Source organism: Rhizobium redzepovicii, assembly GCF_019793435.1.
Taxonomy (GTDB): Bacteria; Pseudomonadota; Alphaproteobacteria; order Rhizobiales; family Rhizobiaceae; genus Rhizobium; species Rhizobium redzepovicii.
On record NZ_JAILYH010000014.1, the window covers coordinates 1 to 21,906 of the forward strand.

Genomic DNA, 21,906 nt, shown 5'->3' on the forward strand with positions numbered 1-21,906 from the left:
ATCTCGTCAACATGACCAAACGCAATGGCGACCTGATCGGCGGCGCCGACTACACCTTCGACTGCACCGGCAACACCAAGGTGATGCGCCAGGCGCTGGAGGCCTCCCACCGCGGCTGGGGCAAATCGATCATCATCGGCGTTGCCGGGGCCGGCCAGGAGATCTCCACCCGTCCGTTCCAGCTGGTCACCGGTCGCAACTGGATGGGCACCGCCTTCGGCGGCGCGCGCGGGCGCACCGACGTGCCGAAGATCGTCGACTGGTACATGCAGGGCAAGATCCAGATCGACCCGATGATCACCCACACCATGCCGCTCGACGACATCAACAAGGGCTTCGAGATGATGCACAAGGGCGAAAGCATTCGTGGCGTGGTGGTCTACTGATGCTTTCGATGGCCTACACGACCGACCTCAAGAGCGTCGATGACCTCCTCGCTAGGGAGCTCTACGACCTCTTGAAAATGCGTGTCGATGTCTTCGTCGTCGAGCAGAACTGTGCCTATCCAGAACTCGACGGCAAGGATATCGATGCCCTGCATTTAAGGCTGCTGGAGAGCGGCGAACTCCTGGCTTCGGCGAGAATCCTGAAACCGCACGAGCCGCATGATCCGTCAAAGATCGGCCGCGTCGTCGTCTCACCGGCCCATCGCGGCAAGCGCCTGGGCGATGCATTGATGAGCGAAGCGATCTCTGCTTGCGAACGGCTTTATCCGGCAAATCCCATCGCCCTGTCGGCGCAGGCCCATTTGCGGCGCTTCTACGAAGCCTTCGGCTTTGTCGGGACATCGGCGGAATATCTGGAAGACGGCATTCCCCATATCGATATGGTCAGACAGGCGGCGCGGCCGGCATGAGGATATCGCCATGATCTACGTCGATGCCGATGCCTGCCCGGTGAAGCCGGAAGTCCTGAAGGTGGCCGAACGCCTCGGCCTCGAAGTCACCTTCGTTGCCAATTCCGGCCTGCGCCCTTCCCGCGATCCGATGATCCATAACGTCATCGTCTCCAACGCCTTCGACGCCGCCGACAATTGGATTGCCGAGCGCGCCGGCCCGGGCGATGTCGTCGTCACCGCCGACGTGCCGCTCGCCGTGCGCTGTGTCGCCACCGGCGCCTTCGTCAGCGGCCCCACCGGCCGCGTCTTCGACGAGACCAATATCGGCATGGCAAGCGCAATGCGCGATCTCGGCGCGCATTTGCGCGAAACCGGCGAGAGCAAGGGCTACAACGCCGCCTTCAGCCCGAAAGATCGTTCCCGTTTCCTGGAAACATTCGACCGCCTCTGCCGCCGCGCCAAGAGCCTTTCGACGGAGGCTGGTGGCAAGTAATCCCGCTCAGGCCAGCAAGAAACGGGTGGTATGGCAGCCATGTCGATTCCTACCTTGAAGTCCGCCGTCTCCTCTCGCATATAGACGTCATCGCAGACGACTGCGGCATCTTACCGATGCAACCGTCGCGGGGACGGCCTCGCTCTTGAACAAGGAGAGTCGTATGGCCTGGTTTCTGCTTTTTCTCGCTGGTCTTTTCGAATGTGGCTGGGCGATCGGCCTTAAATATACCGATGGCTTCACACGGCCGCTGCCGACGGCGCTGACCGTCATATCCATGGTGGTCAGCATCGTGCTGCTCGGCCTGGCGGTGAAGCACCTGCCGATCGGGACCGCCTATGCGGTCTGGACCGGCATCGGCACAGTCGGCACCGTGCTCCTCGGCATCTGGCTGCTTGGCGATCAGGCAAGTGTCTCCCGCCTTGCCTGCATCATGCTGATCGTCGGCGGCATCGCGGGTCTCAAGCTCACCGCCTGACGAAGAAAATGCTGCGGGGCATCGCAAATGCCCCGCAGTCTATGTCGGCTCAGGCTGCCTTGCGGTTATCGACGGAAAATGCGCCAGGACCGGAGAAGAACAGATAGAGGAAAACGAAGCAGAACAAGATCGCGGCGTCGCCCTGGTTGACGGCCGGGAAGAAGCTGTTTGGGGCATGCGCCATGAAATAGGCAACCGCCATTTCCCCGGCGAGCAGGAAGGCGACGGGGCGCGTCAGCAGGCCGATGAGAATGAGGATACCGCCGACGAGCTCGAGGAGAGCCGCGAAAAGCATCAGCGGCGGCAGCGAGCCGGACATCTGCGAAGCCGGAAAACCAAAAAGCTTCATCGTGCCGTGTTCGATGAACAGCAGCGCGGTGATAATTCTGAGAGCGGCCAGCCCATAGGGGCGATAGGCAGAAAGACGCTCGAAACTTGACATAAACCTCTCCTTTAAAATAGTACCAGCCGAGCGTTAGCCTGTCGCCGGCAAGGATTGAACACACGGATCGCTGACGGCCGTTCACATTTTCGACAGCAGCTAAACACTTGACGTACTAGTTTTATTCGCCCGCTAGATTTCACAGTGGAATGTTGTCGTGCTTCTTCCAGGGATTGGCGAGGTCCTTGTTGCGCAGCATCTTCAACCCGCGCGCCAACCGCCGCCGGGTGGAATGCGGCATGATCACTTCGTCGACATAACCACGCTCGGCGGCAACGAAGGGCGAGAGGAACCGGTCCTCATACATTTTCGTATGGGCGGCGATCTTTTCGGGATCGGCGATATCCTTGCGGAAGATGATCTCGACGGCGCCCTTGGCGCCCATCACGGCGATCTGCGCCGTCGGCCAGGCATAGTTCAGATCACCGCGCAGATGCTTCGACGCCATGACATCATAGGCGCCGCCGAAGGCCTTGCGGGTGATGACGGTGAGCTTCGGCACCGTCGCCTCGGCATAGGCGAAAAGCAGCTTGGCGCCGTGCTTGATGAGGCCACCATATTCCTGCGCCGTACCCGGCAGGAAACCCGGCACGTCGACGAAGGTGACGATCGGAATGTTGAAGCAGTCGCAGAAGCGCACGAAGCGGGCCGCCTTGCGCGAGGCATCGCTGTCGAGCACGCCGGCCAGCACCATCGGCTGGTTGGCGACGAAACCGACGGAGGAGCCCTCAACGCGTCCGAAGCCGCAGACGATATTGCCGGCGAAGCTCGCCTGGATCTCGAAGAAATCCCCCTCGTCCGCCACCTTCCGGATCAACTCCTTGATATCGTATGGCTTGTTGGCGCTGGCCGGCACCAGGGTGTCGAGCGAGGCGTCGGTCTCCGTCACCGACTGGTAACATTCGATCTCGGGCAACGGCGCGGTGTTCGAAAGCGGCAGGAAATCGATCAGCCGGCGCACCTGCAGCAGCGTCTCGACATCATTGTCATAGGCGCCGTCGGCAATCGACGAGCGGGTGGTATGCACCTTCGCGCCGCCGAGCTCCTCAGCGGTTACCGTCTCATTGGTCACCGTTTTCACCACGTCGGGCCCGGTGACGAACATGTAGGAGGTATCGCGCACCATGAAGATGAAATCGGTCATCGCAGGCGAATAGACGTCGCCGCCGGCGCAGGGACCCATGATCACCGAGATCTGCGGGATGACGCCGGAGGCGAGCACATTGCGCTGGAACACTTCGGCATAACCGCCAAGCGCCGCCACCCCCTCCTGGATGCGGGCGCCGCCCGCATCGTAGATGCCGACGATCGGCGCGCGGTTCTTCAGCGCCATGTCCTGCACCTTCATGATCTTCTCGGCATGCGCTTCCGAAAGCGAGCCACCGAAGACGGTGAAATCCTTGGCGAAGACGAACACGGTGCGGCCGTTGACCGTGCCCCAGCCGGTGACGACGCCGTCGCCGGCAACCCGGCTCTTGTCCATGCCGAAATCGGTCGAACGGTGTTCGACGAACATGTCGAACTCCTCGAAGGAGCCTTCGTCGAGAAAGAGATCGATGCGCTCGCGCGCCGTCAGCTTGCCGCGTTTGTGCTGGGCGTCGATGCGCGCCTTGCCGCCGCCGAGGCGGGCGACGCCGCGGCGCCGTTCCAGTTCTTCGAGAATTTCCTTCATGCGATCTCCCTCGCCTTTGTTTCTAGCATGTCGACCGCGACTGCTTCAGTGCCCACGCCCGCTGAGTGAGAAAACCGAGCGTATCCTTGCCGCGACGTCCTCGGCCAGGATCTCGTCGGCAAGCTTGGGATCGGCGGCGATGCTGGTCACGTCGAAGGCGCTGACGGCAATGACCGAGCCGTCCTCGACGGAGGCTGCGTCGATACTGACCTTGGCGATGTTGCGGTCCTTCTGGAAGCCGAGACCCTTCTCGATGGCGACGATGCGGATCGTCAGCACCACCCGCGGCAGCACGGTGTCGCGCACCGTGGCGTTGATCGCGGCATTGACGCGGTCGTTGATGCCGGAAAGCAGATCGGCCGGCATATTCGGGCCGGAGACGACGACGGCGCTGCGCACATCATAGACCGGCGCCTCCGGCTTAGGGCCCGAGAGGTTGACGCAGGCCGTAAGTGCGACACAGACGAGTGCGGCCCGGCAAAAACACGACCTCAGCCAATTCATGACAAATCCCGCACCCCTCTTTGGAGTCGCAGATTTCGTCATAATGCCTGGGAAGGCAATATGTTTCAGGCGCTTACGGCGAAAAAAACGTCGGTCGCCGCCTTGAACTCGGCAAAGCGCTTGGCCCGCCGCTCCTCGGCTTCTTCGTCGCTGCCCCAGTGCTCGATCGTCCAGTCCTCGTCGAGATGGGCAAGCGACCAGGCTTCCTCCATCGCCAAGTGACCCTCGGCCAAGGCCAGCGCCAGGATCGCCGAACCGGTCAGCGTCGTGATCGTGTGGAGGGCTGCAAGCGCCATCGGGTTGTCGTATCTGGTGAGCGTGACGGCGAAGGCGGCCGTCGCCTCGCGCGGCTGCTCACGCGGCATCACCCCTTCGACGAGGATGAAGCGGGCGCCGAGATCGTTTGCCGCCCAGTCGACGACGGGATCCCAGCGCTCGGTCTGACGCTCGATCAGCAGTTCCGGTCCATCGGCGCGGTAGCAAATGAGGTCGCTCGAGGAGAAGCGCAGGATATCTTCAAAGATCGCCTGCCTGTTGGCGTCGACACCATCGAGCGCGGTGTTGACAAGTCGCGTCACCGGCATCGTCACGGGATCGATCTCTTCACCCTGCGCCTGCCATTCGGCGGCGACAAGACGCGCCAGCGCTTGCGTGGGAACGGCGAGAACCTGCCGTGCCGGCGTGCGCACCATCTTGCCGTCGAGCATGATGGCAAAGCCACCCTCATGCTCGGCAATGGCGACGTCGGCGTAGAAACGCTTCGGTAGCGGCTTCTTCATCTGGATCTGCGCCCGGCGGATCGGGTCGGGATGGCTCAGACCTTCGGAAAGGTCGTTAAGCAGGTCGCGCATGGGCTCACCTCAGGAAAAATGGCGCAATAACTCGTTCGGATGATAAGCGATCGCATCGGCGCCGTTGGCGATCAGCTCATCCACGCTGGCATAACCCCAGGCAACGCCGATCGCCTTGGCGCCGGCAGCCTTTGCCATCTGCATATCGTAAATCGCATCGCCGATGACAATGGTGTCGGCGGCATTCATGCCGGTTTCGTCGCAGCATTCCGTCACCATGGCCGGATGCGGCTTGGAAGGGCAGTCGTCGGCGGTGCGCGCAACGGTGAAATGTCGGTCGAAGCCGTGCGTCTCCATCACGAGGTTCAATCCGCGCCTGGATTTGCCGGTCACCGCACCGATCAGCAGATCCTCGCGCCCACTGATCGCGTCGATCATCTCGCGAATGCCGGGAAACAGCGGCTCCTTATAGTCGAGATCCTGGCGCACGACCGAGAACAGCGATTTGTAGTGCGCCGTCATCTCGATATCCTGCTGCTCGACATGCGGCCTGCCCTGCATGCGCGCGATCGCGATATCGAGCGACAGGCCGATAATCCCTTTCGTATCCTCAAATCGCGGTTCCGGCTTGCCGAACTTTTCGAAGGTGCGGCGCATGGTTTCGTGGATCAGACCGGCGCTGTCGACCAGCGTTCCGTCGCAATCGAAAAGCGCGAGTTTCATTCGCTGTCCCTTTCGGCGCCGGCAAGGTCGAGGCCGAGCAGGTTCCAGGTCTGCACCATATGCGGCGGCAGCGGCGCGCTGACGCGCAGACGGCCGCCGGATGGGTGCGGGATGTCGATATGGCGCGCGTGCAGATGCAGCTTCTTCTGGACGCCGCCCGGAAAATCCCAGTTCGGATCGTCGTCGAAATATTTCGGATCGCCGATGATCGGATGGCCGATATGCAGGGCATGGACGCGCAACTGGTGGGTACGGCCGGTATAGGGCTCCATCTCAAGCCATGCGAGATTCTGGGCCGCCGTCTCGATTACGCGATAGAAGGAAATCGCATGATCGGCGCCGTCTTCGCCGTGTTTGGCGATGCGCATGCGGTCGCCGTCGGCTGTCGGTTCCTTGACGAGCCAGGTGGAGATCTTGTCTTCGTGCTTGCGCGGCACACCCTTGACCAGCGCCCAATAGGTCTTCTTGGTGTCGCGCTCACGGAAGGCGGCGGTCAGCTTCTGTGCGGCGCCGCGGGTGCGGGCGATGACGAGAACACCTGATGTATCGCGGTCGAGGCGGTGAACGAGCCGCGGCTTTTCGCCCTTCGGGCTGGTCCAGGCTTCGAGCATCTGGTCGATATGCCGGGCCACGCCGGAGCCGCCCTGCACGGCAATGCCGGGCGGTTTGTTGAGCACAATCACCTTATCGTCCTCATGCAGCACCATGCGCGACAGGAGTTCGAAATCGGACGAATGCTTGAGATCCTTGCCGGCGATCGGCCCGGACTTCTTCGCATCGACATCCAGCGGCGGCACCCGCACCGTCTGGCCGGGCTGCACCCGCGCATCCGATTTGACGCGGCCGCCGTCGACGCGCACCTGGCCGGAGCGCAGGAGCTTCTGCAGCGGGCCGAAGCCGAGCCCGGGAAAATGTACTTTGAACCAGCGATCGAGCCGCATGCCCGCTTCGTCGGCTTCAACCTTGATATGTTCTATGCCAGCCATAAAAAATCTTTCGGAAATTGCAGCACGGGCCAAGCCGGCGTTCTTGCCGCAGGCTTTAGAGCATTTTCACGCAAAACGGAAACCGGAAAAGAAATCAGGCCAAAGCGCGCATGACGGCAAGGCCTGACATGACCGCCACCATCGAAAGCCCGACGCTCGCAACGATATAGATACCGCCAGCCACCGCCTCACCGCGCTCGAATAGCGAGATCGCGTCCAGCGAGAAGGCCGAGAAGGTGGTGAAGCCGCCAAGGAAGCCGGTGATCAGCAACAGGCGCAGTTCCACCGAGGCATTGAACCTGCGCGCGATCAGCTCGGCGAAGACGCCGATGACGAAGCAGCCGACGACATTGACGGCAAGCGTGCCCCAGGGGAAGGCCGGGCCCATGAGCCTCAGCATCCACTGGCCGACATAATATCTGAGAAGGGAACCGATAGCGCCGCCGACGGCGACGAGAAGAGCTTGGATCATGAGCCGGATTTATCGCAACTGCGCTGGGATTCCAATCGCGACGGAATGAATTCTTACCATCCGGTAAAATGCCAATGATTTTCTTATGATGGCGCCAAGATCATGCCGATACCGTGACGGCATGACACAGCTCCTGTCCATATCGGCCAACACCGCTGCCGTTGCCTTCGAATCGCTGAGGATTCCCCAGCGTGTGGCGACGAGCACCGCCGCGCGCGACGCAAAGCGCCTTGCCGACCGGCAATTGAAGGCCGAGAGCCCCGATCAGGCCGAGGAGCCCTCGAGCATCATCCAGTCGACCGAAGTGGCGCTCGACCTGATGGCCAAAGGCAACCGCCAGCCGCAGGCAGGTCTCAAGCAGGCCCTCCAATCCTACGAAGAGGTCTGAGGCAACCGCCTCCCTGATGAAAGCCCGCGACTGCGCAGAGCCGCGGGCTTTATCGTTTCGATCGGTCGCGCTTATTTGCCTTGCGCCGACAGCACCTGCAGCACCAGATCGACCTTGCCGGCCTTTTCGAAAGTCAGCGTCACCGGCACCGTCTCGCCCTGCTTGAACGGCGTCTTAACCTTCTGGAACATCAGATGCAGGTTGCCGGGCTCGAGCTTGAGCGTCTGGCCGGCAGCAATGCCGATACCGTCCTTCAGCTGGCGCATCCGCATGACATTGTCCTTCGTCACCATCTCGTGGATCTGAACCTCGCCGGCTGCGGGCGATGTCACCGAAAGCAGCCGATCATCCGTCTGGCCGTTGTTCTTCACCGTGAAGAACCCGCCGCCGACCGGCTGGCCGGGCAGCATTGCCTTGGCGAAACCGCCGGAGACTTCGAGATCGCCGGCCTTGACCACTTCGCCAGCCGGCGCCGCGGCACCCATACCGCTCATACCGGACATGTCCATCCCTGCCATGTCGTCATGACCGTGACCATGGTCTTCGCCGGCAACGACCTTCAACATCGGCGCCGGGCTTTTCATCCCGTGGGCGTCGCCGCCTTCCTTCGCCACCTGATCCCAGGCCTCGACCGTGTCGCCGCACATCTGCGTCACCGGAAAGGCGAGCGAGGTGCCGGCTTCTACACCCGATACCTTACCCTGGATGACGAAGTTGTCGTAGAAATCGTCGGAAAGATTGCCATTCTTCCAGCGGATCTCGACCGCGCCCGCCTTCACCTTGTCGCCGTGATTGTCGTAGGTTTTCTGGTAGTCGCCCTTGATCACCTCGAGTTCCCAGCCGGCCTTCGGCTGCGGCTTGGCAAAGACGAAACCTTCGGGCAGCTTGATCCGCACTTCCGTGGTCGCCTTGCCGTCGCAGCCATGCGGCAGCTGCAGCGTGGCGAGAATAGTACTTTCCTGGGTCGCCTCCTTGTTGAGGAAGGTCACATGCGCCTCGGCGCCGGCGATGGCGGTCGCGGAAAGAAGGGCGGCAAGCGCGAATGTCTTGCCAAATGTCTTGCTGATCTTCATCGGATATCTCCTCACCGGCCGTAAACTTTTCTCGGGCGGACCGGCATGCTGCATATTGGATTGCGAAGGCAGATCAGGCGAGGACGGGAGGCGCGCGGGAATTCGGCCGGCTGACGGCTCTTCCCCCGGTAAAGGTCGAGGCCTCGGTCGGCGCGTTGATCAGCGAGGCGAGTTTGCGTTCGAGCCAGGAGCCTGCATCCGGCGTCAGCAGGACGATGGAGGCCGACAGCCGGCAGGCTTCGCAAGTCGGCTTGAAAGCGACGCTCTTGCCGTCGGCATCCTTTACCGTGATGCAGAGCGAGGCGAAGGTACCGTCGGGCAGCACATAGGCGCTCGCATCATAACTTTCGGACGCGACAGCCTGCGGCGCCTGATGCGCAAGGCCGAGCAAAGCTAGGCTCAATGCGCAAAGCATGCGCAGAAAGAGCGTCGCTTTCAGTCCGGTCGGCCGCATGAGATCCCCTTCGACAGCAAGTCGCGATAGCCGGTTTCGCCCCCGAATGCAAAAGCAGATTTGCCGCAGTTTAAGGCCCGATTGGAATAAGACGACAAAAATTTGCCCGGCGACGACATTTGCCGCTTGCCAAGAGCCACAGCCGCCGGATAATTGCACCAACCTTGTTGGGAGAATCCGGTGCTTGTCAACCACCGGTGCCGAAGGAGCAACCGCCCCGGAAACTCTCAGGCCAAAGGACCAGCAAGGGGCAGACGGAACTCTGGAGAGAAGCGTTCTCGAAACGCTCGCCGAAGGGATAACAATCTCAGGCGTCAAGGACAGAGGGGGCTCAGGAGAGAAGTGCGCAACCGCGCCTTCAGATTTGAGCCCGCGCCTTCGCAAAAAGGCGCAAACCCCGGAGGCGTCTTTTGGACGATATTGCTGCCCTGAAGAAAACCCCGCTGCATGCCCTGCATCTCCAGCTCGGCGCCCGCATGGTGCCGTTTGCGGGTTACGACATGCCGGTGCAATATCCGGCAGGCGTAATGAAGGAGCACCTTCATACCCGCACCGAAGCCGGTCTCTTTGATGTCTCCCACATGGGCCAGGTCATCGTGAAGGCGAAATCCGGCAGCTACGAGGACGCCGCGCTGGCGCTCGAAAGCCTGGTGCCGGTCGATATCCTGGGTCTTGCCGAAGGCCGCCAGCGCTATGGCTTCTTCACCGACGACAGCGGCTGCATCCTCGACGATCTAATGATCACCCATGTCGACGACCATCTTTTCGTCGTCGTCAACGCCTCGTGCAAGGAGGCCGATCTCGCCCATCTGCAGGCCCATATCGGCGACACGTGCGACATCACCCTTCTCAACCGCGGGCTGATCGCGCTGCAGGGACCGCGCGCGGTCGAAGTTCTCGCCGAACTCTGGGCCGATGTCGCGTCGATGAAATTCATGGATGTGCGTCACTGCCGGCTGCACGACGTTTCCTGTCTGGTCTCGCGCTCCGGCTATAGCGGCGAGGACGGTTTCGAAATCTCTGTCCCGGCAGATAAGGCCGAGGATGTCACCATGCGGTTGCTCGAGCATCCCGACGTCCAGGCGATCGGCCTCGGCGCCCGCGATTCGCTACGCCTGGAAGCCGGCCTCTGCCTCTACGGCAACGATATCGACACCACCACCTCGCCGGTCGAGGCGGCGCTGGAATGGGCAATGCAGAAGGCGCGGCGCGCGGGCGGCGCCCGCGCCGGCGGATTCCCGGGCTCTGGCCGCATTCTCTACGAGCTCGAAAATGGCGCCGCCCGCCGCCGCGTCGGCCTGAAGCCTGAGGGAAAGGCGCCGGTGCGCGGCCATGCCAAGCTCTATGCCGATGCCGAGGGCAAGCTCGAAATCGGTGAAGTCACCTCGGGCGGCTTCGGTCCTAGCGTCGAGGGCCCCGTCGCCATGGGCTACGTACCGGTCTCACATGCTGCGGCCGGCACGCTCGTCTACGCGGAGGTGCGCGGCAAATATCTGCCGATCACCGTCAGCGCCCTGCCCTTCGTCACACCGACCTACAAACGCTAAACCTTTTCCAGAGAGGACGAACAATGCTGAAATTTACCGAAGAACACGAGTGGCTGCAGATCGAAGGCGGCGTTGCGACGGTTGGCATCACCAATTATGCCGTCGATCAGCTCGGCGACCTGGTTTTCGTCGAACTGCCGGAAGTCGGTGCGACCTTCTCCAAGAACGGCAATGCCGCGACCGTCGAATCCGTCAAGGCGGCCTCAGACGTCTATTGTCCGCTTGACGGCGAGATCACCGAGGTCAATCCGGCCATCGTTGCCGATCCGTCGCTGGTCAATTCCGATCCGCAGGGCGCCGGCTGGTTCTTCAAGTTGAAGCTTGCCAATCCCGCGGATGCCGACGGCCTGCTCGACGAGGCGGCCTACAAGGAGCTCACCGCGTAATGACGACGCCGACCGAATTCCAGTTCACCGACTATCAGCCCTACGATTTTGCCAATCGCCGTCACATCGGCCCCTCGCCGGCCGAGATGACCGACATGCTGAAGGTGATCGGTTACAACAGCCTCGACGGCTTGATCGATGCGACGCTGCCGCCCGCCATCCGGCAGAAGGCGCCGCTCGTCTGGGGCGCGCCGATGACCGAGCGCGAGGCGCTCGACAAGCTGCGCGAGACCGCCAACAAGAACAAGGTGCTGGTCTCGCTGATCGGCCAGGGTTACTACGGCACCATCACGCCGCCGGTCATCCAGCGCAATATCCTGGAAAACCCCGCCTGGTACACGGCCTATACGCCTTACCAGCCGGAGATCAGCCAGGGCCGTTTGGAAGCGCTCCTCAACTACCAGACGATGGTTTGTGACCTCACGGGCCTCGACGTCGCCAACGCCTCGCTGCTCGACGAGGCGACCGCTGCTGCCGAAGGCATGGCGATGGCCGAGCGCGTCTCCAAGTCGAAGGCCAAGGCTTTCTTTGTGGATGCCGACTGCCATCCGCAGACCATCGCCCTCATCCGCACGCGCGCCGAACCGCTCGGCTGGAGCGTCATCGTCGGCAATCCCTTCACCGATCTCGATCCGGTCGATGTTTTCGGGGCGATCTTCCAGTATCCCGGCACCCATGGTCACATCAATGATTTCACCGGCCTGATCGCCCGCCTGCATCAGGCCGGCGCCATAGCGATCGTCGCCGCCGACATTTTGGCGCTGACGCTGCTGAAATCACCCGGCGAAATGGGTGCCGATATCGCCGTCGGATCCTCGCAGCGCTTCGGCGTCCCGGTCGGCTACGGCGGCCCGCATGCGGCCTATATGGCGGTCAAAGACGCCGTCAAGCGCTCCATGCCCGGCCGTCTCGTCGGCGTTTCCGTCGATGCCCGCGGCAACCGCGCCTATCGCCTGTCGCTGCAGACCCGCGAACAGCATATCCGCCGCGAGAAGGCGACGTCGAACATCTGCACCGCCCAGGTGCTGCTCGCCGTCATGGCCTCGATGTATGCGGTCTTCCATGGCCCCAAGGGCATCAAGGCGATTGCCCAGCAAGTGCACCAGAAGGCCGTGCTGATGGCCAAGGGCCTGGAAAAGCTTGGCTATAAGGTTGAACCCGAAAGCTTCTTCGACACGATCACCGTCGATGTCGGCCACATGCAGGGCCTCATCCTGCGCGCAGCCGTCGCCGAAGGGGTCAATCTGCGCAAGGTCGGCGAAACCCAGATCGGCATGAGCCTTGACGAGCGCACGCGGCCGGCGACTCTTGAAGCCGTCTGGCGCGCCTTCGGCGGCAATTTCCAGGTTGCCGATTTCGATCCTTCCTACCGGTTGCCGAAGGGCCTGCTCAGAACAAGCGATTACCTAACCCATCCGATCTTCCACATGAACCGTGCCGAAAGCGAAATGACCCGCTACATCCGCCGGCTCTCCGACAGGGATCTGGCGCTCGACCGCTCGATGATCCCGCTCGGCTCCTGCACGATGAAGCTCAATGCGACGGCGGAAATGCTGCCGATCACCTGGCCTGAATTTTCCGATATCCATCCCTTCGTGCCGGCAGACCAGGCACTCGGCTATCGCGAAATGATCGACGACCTGATCGAAAAGCTCTGCGCCGTCACCGGCTACGACGCTTTCTCCATGCAGCCGAATTCCGGCGCGCAAGGCGAATATGCCGGCCTTTTGACGATCCGCAACTTCCATATCGCCAACGGCGAGGGCCATCGTGACGTCTGCCTGATCCCGACCTCGGCGCATGGCACCAACCCGGCCTCGGCCCAGATGGTCGGCATGAAGGTTGTGGTCGTCAAGGTGCGCGAGAACGGCGACATCGATCTCGACGATTTCCGCGCCAAAGCTGAGGAGCATGCGGCAAACCTCTCCTGCTGCATGATCACCTACCCCTCGACCCACGGCGTCTTCGAGGAGACCGTCAAGGAAATCTGCGATCTGGTGCATACCCATGGCGGCCAGGTCTATCTCGACGGCGCCAACATGAACGCCATGGTCGGCCTGTCCCGCCCCGGTGACATCGGCTCCGACGTGTCGCACCTCAACCTGCACAAGACCTTCTGCATCCCGCATGGCGGCGGCGGCCCCGGCATGGGCCCGATCGGCGTCAAGGCGCATCTGGCGCCCCACCTGCCCGGCCATCCCGAGACCGACGGCCGTCCCGGCGCGGTTTCGGCCGCGGCCTTCGGCTCGGCCTCGATCCTGCCCATCTCCTGGAGCTACTGCCTGATGATGGGCGGCGAAGGCCTGACCCAGGCAACCAAGGTGGCGATCCTCAACGCCAACTACATCGCCACCCGGCTGAAGGGCGCTTACGACGTGCTCTACAAGTCGAAAACCGGCCGCGTCGCGCATGAATGCATCATCGACACTCGTCCGCTGGTCGACAGCTCGGGCGTCACGGTCGACGACGTCGCCAAGCGGCTGATCGACTGTGGCTTCCATGCGCCGACCATGAGCTGGCCGGTCGCCGGCACGCTGATGATAGAGCCGACGGAAAGCGAGACTAAGGCCGAACTCGACCGCTTCTGCGAGGCTATGCTGGCGATCCGCGAGGAAGCCCGCGCCATCGAGGATGGCCGCATGGACAAGGTGAACAACCCGCTGAAGAACGCCCCGCACACGGTGGAAGACCTCGTCGGCGAATGGGATCGTCCCTATAGCCGGGAACAGGCCTGCTTCCCGCCCGGCGCCTTCCGCGTCGACAAATACTGGTCCCCGGTCAACCGCGTCGACAACGTCTACGGCGACCGCAACCTGATCTGCACCTGCCCGCCGGTCGAAAGCTACGCGGAAGCAGCAGAATAACGGCAAATCGGCAAGCCCCTCCCGCGGGTAGGGAGGGGCGGCCTGCGCGTCGACTTTCGCTGTATGGCAAGGGCCGAACTCGGCAATGCCCGTTTCAAGGCAGTGAGTTCAAATTTAACCTTTCTTAGCAAGTCTCTGTTAGCAATTGAAAATGGACGGGTTTTCTCCAGCGGGGATGTTGCCGTCTACCTTTTGTTTTGCGTGCAGGTTCTCATGCGTCCATCGGCTTTGCCAGCAATCCTCCTTGCCGCCCTGGTCCTGTCCGGATGCGCCGCCAGTTCCGGGGCCGAAGATGTGCTCACGCCTGTCCCGTCGGCGGAAACAACCAATGCAATCACCAAGCCGAGCGGCCCGATACCGGCCGCCGCCGTCGGCGACATGGCACAAACAAGCGCGCCGCAGGAAGCGTTGAGCTGGACCGGACCGGTTCCCGAACCTGAGGCGCTCGTGCCCGCCGACAGGCCGGTCGGCATGCCGATGCCGACGGAAAGACCGGTGGCGATGCTGATGCCCGCCAACCCGGATGCCGATCTCGATGCCGGCAGGAAATCGCCGTCACGCGGACAGATCTACGGCCACCGATTCCGCGACGCCAAGCCGATCAATTTTGGTTCCACCTCGCCGAGAAAGCTTGCCGTGCACGGCGTCGACGTATCGCGCTGGCAGGGCGAAATCGACTGGGAGACATTGAGGAAGCAGGGCGCGAACTTCGTCTACATCAAGGCGACGGACGGCGGCGATCACCTTGATCCGATGTTCAAGAAGAACTGGCGCCGCGCCAAGGAAGCCGGCCTCAAACACGGCGCGTATCACTTCTTCTACTGGTGCCGGACGGCCGGCGAACAGGCCGATTGGTTCATCCGTAATGTACCGAGGGAAGCAAACGCGCTTCCGCCCGTCATCGATGTCGAATGGAACGGCGAGTCGAGCTGCAAGCGGCGCATCTCCCCCGCCCGCGTCCGGGAAAAGATGCAGGTGTTCATGGACAAGCTGGAGCGCTACTACGGCCAGCGCCCGATCATCTACACCGCGCCGGATTTCTACCGCGACAATTTGAAGGGCCAGATGCTCGACTATCCCTTCTGGCTGCGCTCGGTTGCCGCCCACCCCTCGAAGGTCTATCCGGGCCGCAAGTGGCTGTTCTGGCAATATTCCGGCTCCGGCCTTTCCGAAGGCGTCGAAGGCAAGATTGATCTCAACGTCTTCAACGGCAACGAAAGCGATTGGCACGACTGGGTGGCGTCGCGATAGCGAAGCTGGTTCCGTGCCAATCCGGAACAAGCGGAACGGCAGGACGCACATCCTGTAGGTCGTTGCTAAGGCAACGCCTTCAGCATTCCCTAAATCCTTGCGGATAAAAGACGATCATCCAGTTCTGGGGAAACGGCTGATGAGCATATCGGGCATCACGAGCACCGCCCTTTCGGGCATGCGGGCGCAGACGACGCGGATCGGCGCGATCGCCAGCAACGTCGCAAACAGCAGCACATCAGGTTACGCCAGACTGAACACCAGCATCACTTCAGTAGTATCAGGCAGCGTTCAGGCGACCGTCAGCCCGACCGCGTCGGATGTCGACCCAGCCACCGAACTGACCGACTTGCTCGAAGCCGAACAGAGTTACAAGGCGAACGCCGTGGTCTTCGAGACCGGTGCCGACATGTGGGAAATGCTGATGAGCATCAAGCGCGACTGAGCGCTGCCGTATGATGCTGCGTCGCAGATAATTTAACTCTGGCCGGAAAATTTAAAGACAGCCCGCCGGGTCAGGAATGCGCCGGCTCGCTCTGCCGCTGTGCGGCAAGAGCTGCCAGATCGGCGGGTTTCAGCTCGACGGATTCGCCGCAGCCGCAAGCCGATGTCTGGTTCGGATTGGTGAAGGTGAAGCCGGAGCGCAGCGTCGTCTGCTCGAAGCCCATTTCGGTGCCGAGCAGATAGAGCACCGCCGATGGTTCGACCCAGACCCTGGCGCCGTCGCGCTCGATCAGATCGTCCTTGGCATTCGGCTCGGTCACCAGGTCGATGGTATATTCCATCCCGGCGCAGCCGCCCTTCTTGATGCCGACGCGAACGCCCTTGGCCTCCGGGCCGGAATTCTCGACGATCGCCTTGACGCGGGCCGCGGCCCCATCCGTCATGCTCATCACTGCAAAGCCCATCGGCCCATTCTCCTTCCACAACCGGGGTCAAGATCCGGTGCTTCATGATTCAAATGTAGTCGTCCGAGGTAAACGGATCAATACCGCGGAATGTCAGTACCAGCCGACGGCGACCTGCGCCTCTTCGGACATGCGATCCGGCGTCCACGGCGGATCGAAGGTCATCTCGACCTCGACGCCGGACACGCCTTCGACGGCGCCGACGGCATTTTCGACCCAGCCGGGCATCTCGCCGGCAACCGGGCAGCCAGGTGCGGTCAAGGTCATCATGATCTTCACCATCCTATCGTCCTCGATATCGATCTTGTAGATCAGACCGAGTTCGAAGATGTCGGCCGGGATTTCCGGATCGTAGACGGTTTTCAGCGCGCTGATGACGTCGTCGCTGAGCCGCGCCAGCTCATCGGTCGGAATGCTGGAATGCACGATGCCTTCGCGCACGTCGATCTTCTGTTCGCTTTCGTCCAGGCTCATCACGGACACTCCTCAAGCAAAGAACTTGCGCGCATATTCAAGCGCATCGGCCAGGGCATCGACCTCGGCGCGGGTATTGTACATGCCGAAGGATGCACGGCATGTGGAGGTGACGCCGAAGCGTTTCAAGAGTGGCATGGCGCAATGCGTGCCGGCCCGCACCGCAATGCCCTGCCGGTCGATCACCATCGAGACGTCATGGGCATGGATGCCGGCAAGCTCGAAGGAAAAGATGCTGCCCTTGTCGGGCGCCGTTCCGAAGACGCGCAGCGAATTGACCGACTTCAGCCGCTCGACGGCGTAAGCCGCAAGATCGGCCTCATGGCGGGCGATCGCCTCGCGGCCGACCTTCTCCATATAGTCGAGCGCATAACCGAGCCCGATCGCCTGGACGATCGGCGGCGTGCCGGCCTCGAAGCGATGCGGCGGATCATTGTAGGTGACCGCGTCCTCGGCGACTTCGAAAATCATCTCGCCGCCGCCCTGGAACGGGCGCATCTGCGAAAGCCGCTCCTTCTTGCCGTAGAGCACGCCGATTCCAGATGGGCCGTAGAGCTTGTGGCCGGTCATCACATACCAGTCGCAATCGATGTCCTGCACATCCACAGGCAGGTGCACCGCACCCTGGCTGCCGTCGATCAAGACCGGAATGCCGCGCTCATGCGCAATGCGGCAGACCTCTTTGACGGGAACGATCGTGCCGAGCGCATTCGACATATGGGTGATGGCGACGAGCTTGGTGCGCTCCGTCAGGCTCTTCTCAAAGTCCTCGATATGAAAGGCGCCCTCATCGTCCACCGGCACCCAGACCAGTTTGGCACCCTGCCGCTCGCGGATGAAGTGCCAGGGCACGATGTTGGAGTGGTGCTCCATGATCGTCAGGACGATCTCGTCGCCTTCGCCGATCTCAGGCATGCCCCAGCCATAGGCGACGGTATTGATCGCCTCTGTCGAATTCTTGGTGAAGACGATGTCGTTGACCGAAGGCGCATTGAGAAAACGGCGCACCTTCTCGCGCGCCGCCTCATAAGCATCGGTCGCGGCATTGGAGAGATAGTGCAGTCCGCGATGCACATTGGCATATTCATGCGAATACGCATGCGAGATGGCGTCGATCACCACCTGCGGCTTCTGCGCCGAAGCGCCGTTGTCGAGATAGACCAGCGGCTTGCCGTGCACCTTCTCCGCCAGGATCGGAAAATCCCGGCGGATGGCTTCGACATCGTATGGCGTGGCCGGCACGATCTTGTCCATTGCTATATCCGATCAGGCGTGCTTTTCGAGCCACGCCGAAATCACGCCTTCCAGCGCTTCGACCAGGGTCTCGTCTTCCAGTTCCTCGACGATCTCGGCGACGAAAGCGTTGACGAGCATCGCCCGCGCCTTGTTCTCCGGAATGCCGCGCGCCATCATGTAATAGAGATGATTGGCGTCGATATCGGTCACCGTCGCCCCATGGCCGCACTGCACGTCGTCGGCGAAGATTTCGAGCTCGGGTTTGACCGAGAATTCGGCATCGTCGGACATCAGCAGCGTATTGCAGGCCATCTTGGCATCGGTCTTTTGCGCATCGGGTGCCACCCGGATCATGCCCTGGAAAACACCCTTGGCGCGGTCGAAGACGACGTTGCGAATCACTTCGGTCGAGCCGGTGTGCGGCACGTCGTGGCCGAGCACCATCGTCACGTCGGTATGGCTGTCAGCGCCGAGCAGGTTGATGCCGCGCAATGTCAGATCAGCGCCCTCGCCCGTCACCTTGATATGCAGCTCCTGGCGCACCAGCTTGCCGCCGGCATTGATGACGAACAGGCGAAGCTTGGCGTCGGCGCCGAGATCGATGCGGATCTGGCCGAGATGCGTATCCTCGGCTCCGTGCTGTTGCAGGATGATCCAGGTCAGCTCCGCACCTTCGCCGACAGTGATGTCACTGACGTGGGACACGAGTGCCGGATCGCCGGTCACCGCAAGATGACGCTCGATCACCGTCGCTTTGACGCCAGAGGCGAAGGCAACAGGAAGACGCGTATGTGTCTGCCCGCCGGCATGGACGAACTGGATTTCGAGCGGAGCGTCAAGCTCGGTATCGGCAGGCACGTCTATGACATAGCCGTCGCGCACGAAGCTGCCGTTGATGCGGCCGACCGCGTCGTCGCTGCCGAGCGCATCGAGGCCGTCCGCGGCGGAGCCGTCGAGCAGATGTTCGCTATAGGCCGAAACGCCAAGACCGTCGGCGGCAGCCTTCTGGTTGGCATGACCCTGGATCACCGCCAGCACCGTAGAGCCGTCGACAAGCGGCTCAAGCGCGTCGGAGCCGGCGTCACCGACCTGCGGCGGCAAGGTGCGCAGCAGGTTTTTCAGATCGGTGTAGTGCCAGGCTTCAATGCGGCGCGTCGGCAGGCCGGCCTTCTTCAGATCATCGAGAAGCCGGTCGCGCAGCGCCGTCACCGCGCCATTGCCCGGCAGATCGCCGATCTGATGGTTGAAGGCCTCGATCAGCGCAGTTTCCGCCGCGGTCAGGCGGCTCGTCGTCTGCATGTTCATGGACGTCGTCCTTTCCACCCGAGATCAGGCCGCCGCGCCGATGATGTCGGCATAGCCGTTGGCCTCAAGCTCATGCGCCAGCGTCTTGTCGCCAGACTTGATCACCTGGCCCTTGTAGAGCACGTGGACGGTATCCGGCACGATATAGTCGAGCAGGCGCTGGTAGTGGGTGATGACGACGACGGCGCGGTCCGGCGAACGCAACGCATTGACGCCGTCGGCAACGATCTTCAGCGCGTCGATGTCAAGGCCGGAATCGGTTTCGTCGAGCACGCAGAGCTTCGGCTCCAGCAGCGCCATCTGCAGGATCTCGGCGCGCTTCTTCTCGCCGCCGGAGAAGCCGACATTGAGCGGCCGCTTCAGCATCTCGGTGTTGATCTGCAGTTTGCCGGCGGCATCCTTGACCCGGCGCATGAAATCCGGCGTCGTCAGTTCGTCCTCGCCGCGCGCCTTGCGCTGCTCGTTCATCGCCACCTTCAGGAACTGCATGGTGGCGACACCCGGAATTTCCACAGGATACTGGAAGGCGAGGAACACGCCCTTGGCGGCGCGTTCGGCCGGATCGAGCTCAAGAATGCTCTCGCCATTATAGAGAATGTCGCCCTCGGTGACTTCATAATCGCTGCGGCCAGACAGCACATAGGAGAGCGTCGACTTGCCGGAGCCGTTCGGCCCCATGATTGCGGCAACTTCGCCGGCCTTTACCGTCAGGTTCAGGCCACGGATGATCTCGGTGCCGTCTTCGGCAATGCGAGCATGGAGGTTTCTGATTTCAAGCATCTTGGTTCCTGCGTTTTCTCTGCGTAGCTCATCGGAGCCTCGCGTAATTTCTAAGGACATCGACATGTTGTGCTCGGCGCTATCGCCCCAAAAAACGGAAAACGCGGAAAACCGCGACCGTTACGAGCCAAACCCATTCGAGAAATTCCGGGATCCCCTGAATGATCTCTCCCGGTTTTTCCATGCGCTGCCGGAGAAACACATAAGGCCGCTCCGGCGGCGTTTCCGTCTCGTTTCTTTGCTCGCGGGGGCGAATTTTCGCCAATATCTCCCCGCGCATATTCTCCAGACGTTCAAGAATACGCTTCTTGTCCGCCTCGCTCATGTCAGCCCACTGAGCCTTCCAGCGAAATGCTGATCAGCTTCTGCGCCTCGACGGCGAATTCCATCGGCAATTCCTGCAGGACTTCCTTGACGAAGCCGTTGACGATCAGGGCGATCGCCGCTTCGGTCGGGATGCCGCGCTGCAGGCAGTAGAACAGCTGATCCTCGGAGATCTTCGAGGTTGTCGCCTCATGCTCGAACTGCGCCGTCGAGTTCTTCGCCTCGATGTAGGGCACGGTATGGGCGCCGCACTTGTCGCCGATCAACAGCGAGTCGCACTGGGTGAAGTTGCGCGCATTCGAAGCCTTGCGGTGGGCCGAGACCTGGCCGCGATAAGTATTGTTGGAAACGCCGGCGGCGATGCCCTTGGAGACGATGCGGCTCGACGTGTTCTTGCCGAGATGGATCATCTTGGTGCCGCTGTCGATCTGCTGATGGCCGTTAGAGACGGCGATCGAATAGAACTCGCCGCGGCTGTCGTCGCCGCGCAGGATGCAGGACGGATATTTCCAGGTGATCGCCGAGCCGGTTTCGACCTGCGTCCAGGAGATCTTCGACCGGTCGCCGCGGCAGTCGCCGCGCTTGGTGACGAAGTTGTAGATGCCGCCCTTGCCTTCCTTATCGCCCGGATACCAGTTCTGGACGGTGGAATATTTGATCTCGGCATCGTCGAGCGCAACGAGTTCGACGACAGCCGCATGCAGCTGGTTTTCGTCGCGCTGCGGCGCCGTGCAGCCTTCGAGATAGGAGACGTAGGCGCCTTCTTCCGCAATGATCAGGGTGCGCTCGAACTGGCCGGTGCCCTTCTCATTGATGCGGAAATAGGTGGACAGCTCCATCGGGCAGCGAACGCCCTTCGGCACGAAGACGAAGGAGCCGTCGGTAAAGACCGCCGAATTGAGCGTCGCATAGTAGTTGTCGCTCGTTGGAACGACGGAGCCGAGGTACTTCTGTACCAGCTCCGGATACTCGCGGATGGCTTCCGAGATCGACATGAAGATCACGCCGGCCTTCTTCAGCTCTGCCTTGAAGGTGGTGACGACCGAGACGCTGTCGAAAACGGCATCGACGGCGATCTTCGGCTTCTCGACGCCGGCAAGGATCTCCTGCTCACGCAGCGGGATGCCAAGCTTCTCATAGACCTTCAACAGCTCCGGATCGACCTCGTCGAGCGATTTCGGGCCCGGCGTGCTCTTCGGCGCGGCGTAATAATAGATGTCGTTGAAATCGATCTTCGGATAGTCGACGCGCGCCCAGGTCGGCTCTTCCAGCGTCAGCCAGCGACGATAGGCCTCGAGACGCCATTCCAGCATCCACTCCGGCTCCTGCTTCTTCGCCGAAATGAAGCGGATGATATCTTCGGACAGGCCTTTCGGCGCTTTGTCCATCTCAATGACGGTCTCGAAACCGTATTTGTACTGGTCCACATCGATCAGGCGCACCTGGTCGATTGTTTCCTGCACCGCAGCCATCTCATTCTCCAATCTCGCCGGATACAAGGTCCGGCAGCTTGTAGT

At 61.8% G+C, this 21,906-nt stretch carries 26 protein-coding genes and 1 riboswitch; of the genes, 10 read left to right on the plus strand and 16 right to left on the minus strand.

Translation table 11 applies throughout. The features are described 5' to 3' along the window. The 4 genes from K6N12_RS21715 to sugE form a co-directional block, all read left to right on the plus strand. Window positions 1–386 (plus strand): zinc-binding dehydrogenase (locus tag K6N12_RS21715; protein ID WP_222148970.1); only part of this gene is annotated, 386 nt, incomplete at its 5' end. Beyond that, on the plus strand, window positions 386–856 hold the full coding sequence (locus tag K6N12_RS21720; protein ID WP_097628649.1) for a GNAT family N-acetyltransferase: 471 nt from the start codon (window positions 386–388) through the stop codon (window positions 854–856). The genes K6N12_RS21715 and K6N12_RS21720, both read left to right, overlap by 1 nt. Window positions 857–866: 10 nt before the next feature. After that, window positions 867–1,331, plus strand: a complete 465-nt coding sequence (locus K6N12_RS21725; RefSeq protein WP_097628648.1) for a YaiI/YqxD family protein — start codon at window positions 867–869, stop codon at window positions 1,329–1,331. A gap of 163 nt (window positions 1,332–1,494) precedes the next feature. Continuing rightward, a complete protein-coding gene (gene sugE, locus K6N12_RS21730) occupies window positions 1,495–1,809 on the plus strand; it encodes a quaternary ammonium compound efflux SMR transporter SugE (RefSeq protein WP_097628647.1) in 315 nt (104 codons plus the stop codon). Between the two features lie 49 nt (window positions 1,810–1,858). On the opposite strand, the gene K6N12_RS21735 is transcribed toward sugE, so the two are convergent. From K6N12_RS21735 to crcB, 7 genes are all read right to left on the minus strand, one after another. Next, window positions 1,859–2,251, minus strand: a complete 393-nt coding sequence (locus K6N12_RS21735; protein ID WP_097628646.1) for a DoxX family protein — start codon at window positions 2,249–2,251, stop codon at window positions 1,859–1,861. Between the two features lie 139 nt (window positions 2,252–2,390). Further along, on the minus strand, window positions 2,391–3,923 hold the full coding sequence (locus tag K6N12_RS21740; RefSeq protein WP_097628645.1) for an acyl-CoA carboxylase subunit beta: 1,533 nt from the start codon (window positions 3,921–3,923) through the stop codon (window positions 2,391–2,393). 45 nt (window positions 3,924–3,968) lie between these two features. Continuing rightward, complete coding sequence (locus K6N12_RS21745) at window positions 3,969–4,427, minus strand: calponin homology domain-containing protein (RefSeq protein ID WP_097628644.1); 459 nt, start codon at window positions 4,425–4,427, stop codon at window positions 3,969–3,971. Between the two features lie 65 nt (window positions 4,428–4,492). Beyond that, window positions 4,493–5,278, minus strand: coding sequence for an ATP12 family chaperone protein (locus tag K6N12_RS21750; protein WP_097628643.1), 786 nt, complete (start codon window positions 5,276–5,278; stop codon window positions 4,493–4,495). Between the two features lie 9 nt (window positions 5,279–5,287). Beyond that, window positions 5,288–5,941, minus strand: coding sequence for an HAD-IA family hydrolase (locus K6N12_RS21755; protein ID WP_097628642.1), 654 nt, complete (start codon window positions 5,939–5,941; stop codon window positions 5,288–5,290). Continuing rightward, window positions 5,938–6,927: an RluA family pseudouridine synthase gene (locus tag K6N12_RS21760; protein WP_003586294.1), complete on the minus strand. Its 990-nt coding sequence runs from the start codon at window positions 6,925–6,927 to the stop codon at window positions 5,938–5,940. The genes K6N12_RS21755 and K6N12_RS21760 overlap by 4 nt, the downstream gene beginning before the upstream one ends. Before the next feature lie 94 nt (window positions 6,928–7,021). Then, window positions 7,022–7,399: a fluoride efflux transporter CrcB gene (crcB, locus tag K6N12_RS21765; protein ID WP_097628641.1), complete on the minus strand. Its 378-nt coding sequence runs from the start codon at window positions 7,397–7,399 to the stop codon at window positions 7,022–7,024. A 121-nt stretch (window positions 7,400–7,520) separates the two neighbouring features. Between crcB and K6N12_RS21770 the strand changes: the two genes are divergently transcribed. Next, the gene (locus K6N12_RS21770; protein ID WP_097628640.1) at window positions 7,521–7,787 is read left to right on the plus strand and encodes a hypothetical protein; all 267 of its coding nucleotides are present in this window, start codon (window positions 7,521–7,523) and stop codon (window positions 7,785–7,787) included. A 71-nt stretch (window positions 7,788–7,858) separates the two neighbouring features. Here the strand turns inward: K6N12_RS21770 and K6N12_RS21775 are convergent, their stop codons facing one another. Further along, window positions 7,859–8,860 carry a DUF1775 domain-containing protein gene (locus tag K6N12_RS21775; RefSeq protein WP_097628639.1) on the minus strand — a complete coding sequence of 334 codons (1,002 nt, stop codon included), beginning with the start codon at window positions 8,858–8,860 and terminating at the stop codon, window positions 7,859–7,861. A gap of 73 nt (window positions 8,861–8,933) precedes the next feature. After that, a complete protein-coding gene (locus K6N12_RS21780) occupies window positions 8,934–9,314 on the minus strand; it encodes a hypothetical protein (protein ID WP_097628638.1) in 381 nt (126 codons plus the stop codon). A gap of 158 nt (window positions 9,315–9,472) precedes the next feature. Then, a riboswitch (glycine riboswitch) is annotated at window positions 9,473–9,567 on the plus strand. 157 nt (window positions 9,568–9,724) lie between these two features. Between K6N12_RS21780 and gcvT the strand changes: the two genes are divergently transcribed. The 5 genes from gcvT (at window position 9,725) to K6N12_RS21805 (ending at window position 15,807) form a co-directional block, all read left to right on the plus strand. Continuing rightward, on the plus strand, window positions 9,725–10,861 hold the full coding sequence (gcvT, locus tag K6N12_RS21785) for a glycine cleavage system aminomethyltransferase GcvT (RefSeq protein ID WP_097628637.1): 1,137 nt from the start codon (window positions 9,725–9,727) through the stop codon (window positions 10,859–10,861). A gap of 23 nt (window positions 10,862–10,884) precedes the next feature. Beyond that, window positions 10,885–11,247: a glycine cleavage system protein GcvH gene (gcvH, locus tag K6N12_RS21790; protein WP_097628636.1), complete on the plus strand. Its 363-nt coding sequence runs from the start codon at window positions 10,885–10,887 to the stop codon at window positions 11,245–11,247. Next, window positions 11,247–14,111: an aminomethyl-transferring glycine dehydrogenase gene (gene gcvP / locus K6N12_RS21795; RefSeq protein WP_097628635.1), complete on the plus strand. Its 2,865-nt coding sequence runs from the start codon at window positions 11,247–11,249 to the stop codon at window positions 14,109–14,111. Before gcvH ends, gcvP begins: the two co-directional genes overlap by 1 nt. Before the next feature lie 213 nt (window positions 14,112–14,324). Then, complete coding sequence (locus K6N12_RS21800) at window positions 14,325–15,362, plus strand: glycoside hydrolase family 25 protein (protein WP_097628655.1); 1,038 nt, start codon at window positions 14,325–14,327, stop codon at window positions 15,360–15,362. 139 nt (window positions 15,363–15,501) lie between these two features. Next, window positions 15,502–15,807, plus strand: a complete 306-nt coding sequence (locus K6N12_RS21805; RefSeq protein WP_097628634.1) for a flagellar basal body rod C-terminal domain-containing protein — start codon at window positions 15,502–15,504, stop codon at window positions 15,805–15,807. Between the two features lie 70 nt (window positions 15,808–15,877). Here the strand turns inward: K6N12_RS21805 and sufA are convergent, their stop codons facing one another. The 7 genes from sufA to sufB form a co-directional block, all read right to left on the minus strand. Further along, a complete protein-coding gene (sufA, locus tag K6N12_RS21810; RefSeq protein WP_003586280.1) occupies window positions 15,878–16,270 on the minus strand; it encodes a Fe-S cluster assembly scaffold SufA in 393 nt (130 codons plus the stop codon). A gap of 93 nt (window positions 16,271–16,363) precedes the next feature. Next, complete coding sequence (locus K6N12_RS21815) at window positions 16,364–16,744, minus strand: SUF system Fe-S cluster assembly protein (RefSeq protein WP_097628633.1); 381 nt, start codon at window positions 16,742–16,744, stop codon at window positions 16,364–16,366. 12 nt (window positions 16,745–16,756) lie between these two features. Continuing rightward, on the minus strand, window positions 16,757–17,998 hold the full coding sequence (locus tag K6N12_RS21820) for a cysteine desulfurase (RefSeq protein ID WP_097628632.1): 1,242 nt from the start codon (window positions 17,996–17,998) through the stop codon (window positions 16,757–16,759). 12 nt (window positions 17,999–18,010) lie between these two features. Next, window positions 18,011–19,285, minus strand: coding sequence for a Fe-S cluster assembly protein SufD (sufD, locus tag K6N12_RS21825; protein WP_097628631.1), 1,275 nt, complete (start codon window positions 19,283–19,285; stop codon window positions 18,011–18,013). Between the two features lie 24 nt (window positions 19,286–19,309). Further along, window positions 19,310–20,065 (minus strand): Fe-S cluster assembly ATPase SufC, encoded by a 756-nt coding sequence (gene sufC, locus K6N12_RS21830; RefSeq protein WP_037073856.1) that lies wholly within the window; start codon window positions 20,063–20,065, stop codon window positions 19,310–19,312. Between the two features lie 79 nt (window positions 20,066–20,144). Next, window positions 20,145–20,390 (minus strand): hypothetical protein, encoded by a 246-nt coding sequence (locus tag K6N12_RS21835; RefSeq protein ID WP_003586275.1) that lies wholly within the window; start codon window positions 20,388–20,390, stop codon window positions 20,145–20,147. 1 nt (window position 20,391) lies between these two features. Next, on the minus strand, window positions 20,392–21,861 hold the full coding sequence (gene sufB, locus K6N12_RS21840; protein ID WP_097628630.1) for a Fe-S cluster assembly protein SufB: 1,470 nt from the start codon (window positions 21,859–21,861) through the stop codon (window positions 20,392–20,394). Window positions 21,862–21,906 lie beyond the last annotated feature (45 nt).

Bases quoted from the DNA above. Each gene is read 5' to 3' on its own strand.
- K6N12_RS21720 (WP_097628649.1), top strand. From the start codon at position 386: ATGCTTTCGATGGCCTACACGACCGACCTCAAGAGCGTCGATGACCTC.
- K6N12_RS21725 (WP_097628648.1), top strand. From the start codon at position 867: ATGATCTACGTCGATGCCGATGCCTGCCCGGTGAAGCCGGAAGTCCTG.
- sugE (WP_097628647.1), top strand. From the start codon at position 1,495: ATGGCCTGGTTTCTGCTTTTTCTCGCTGGTCTTTTCGAATGTGGCTGG.
- K6N12_RS21735 (WP_097628646.1), bottom strand. From the start codon at position 2,251: ATGTCAAGTTTCGAGCGTCTTTCTGCCTATCGCCCCTATGGGCTGGCC.
- K6N12_RS21740 (WP_097628645.1), bottom strand. From the start codon at position 3,923: ATGAAGGAAATTCTCGAAGAACTGGAACGGCGCCGCGGCGTCGCCCGC.
- K6N12_RS21745 (WP_097628644.1), bottom strand. From the start codon at position 4,427: ATGAATTGGCTGAGGTCGTGTTTTTGCCGGGCCGCACTCGTCTGTGTC.
- K6N12_RS21750 (WP_097628643.1), bottom strand. From the start codon at position 5,278: ATGCGCGACCTGCTTAACGACCTTTCCGAAGGTCTGAGCCATCCCGAC.
- K6N12_RS21755 (WP_097628642.1), bottom strand. From the start codon at position 5,941: ATGAAACTCGCGCTTTTCGATTGCGACGGAACGCTGGTCGACAGCGCC.
- K6N12_RS21760 (WP_003586294.1), bottom strand. From the start codon at position 6,927: ATGGCTGGCATAGAACATATCAAGGTTGAAGCCGACGAAGCGGGCATG.
- crcB (WP_097628641.1), bottom strand. From the start codon at position 7,399: ATGATCCAAGCTCTTCTCGTCGCCGTCGGCGGCGCTATCGGTTCCCTT.
- K6N12_RS21770 (WP_097628640.1), top strand. From the start codon at position 7,521: ATGACACAGCTCCTGTCCATATCGGCCAACACCGCTGCCGTTGCCTTC.
- K6N12_RS21775 (WP_097628639.1), bottom strand. From the start codon at position 8,860: ATGAAGATCAGCAAGACATTTGGCAAGACATTCGCGCTTGCCGCCCTT.
- K6N12_RS21780 (WP_097628638.1), bottom strand. From the start codon at position 9,314: ATGCGGCCGACCGGACTGAAAGCGACGCTCTTTCTGCGCATGCTTTGC.
- gcvH (WP_097628636.1), top strand. From the start codon at position 10,885: ATGCTGAAATTTACCGAAGAACACGAGTGGCTGCAGATCGAAGGCGGC.
- gcvP (WP_097628635.1), top strand. From the start codon at position 11,247: ATGACGACGCCGACCGAATTCCAGTTCACCGACTATCAGCCCTACGAT.
- K6N12_RS21800 (WP_097628655.1), top strand. From the start codon at position 14,325: ATGCGTCCATCGGCTTTGCCAGCAATCCTCCTTGCCGCCCTGGTCCTG.
- K6N12_RS21805 (WP_097628634.1), top strand. From the start codon at position 15,502: ATGAGCATATCGGGCATCACGAGCACCGCCCTTTCGGGCATGCGGGCG.
- sufA (WP_003586280.1), bottom strand. From the start codon at position 16,270: ATGGGCTTTGCAGTGATGAGCATGACGGATGGGGCCGCGGCCCGCGTC.
- K6N12_RS21815 (WP_097628633.1), bottom strand. From the start codon at position 16,744: ATGAGCCTGGACGAAAGCGAACAGAAGATCGACGTGCGCGAAGGCATC.
- K6N12_RS21820 (WP_097628632.1), bottom strand. From the start codon at position 17,998: ATGGACAAGATCGTGCCGGCCACGCCATACGATGTCGAAGCCATCCGC.
- sufD (WP_097628631.1), bottom strand. From the start codon at position 19,285: ATGAACATGCAGACGACGAGCCGCCTGACCGCGGCGGAAACTGCGCTG.
- sufC (WP_037073856.1), bottom strand. From the start codon at position 20,065: ATGCTTGAAATCAGAAACCTCCATGCTCGCATTGCCGAAGACGGCACC.
- K6N12_RS21835 (WP_003586275.1), bottom strand. From the start codon at position 20,390: ATGAGCGAGGCGGACAAGAAGCGTATTCTTGAACGTCTGGAGAATATG.
- sufB (WP_097628630.1), bottom strand. From the start codon at position 21,861: ATGGCTGCGGTGCAGGAAACAATCGACCAGGTGCGCCTGATCGATGTG.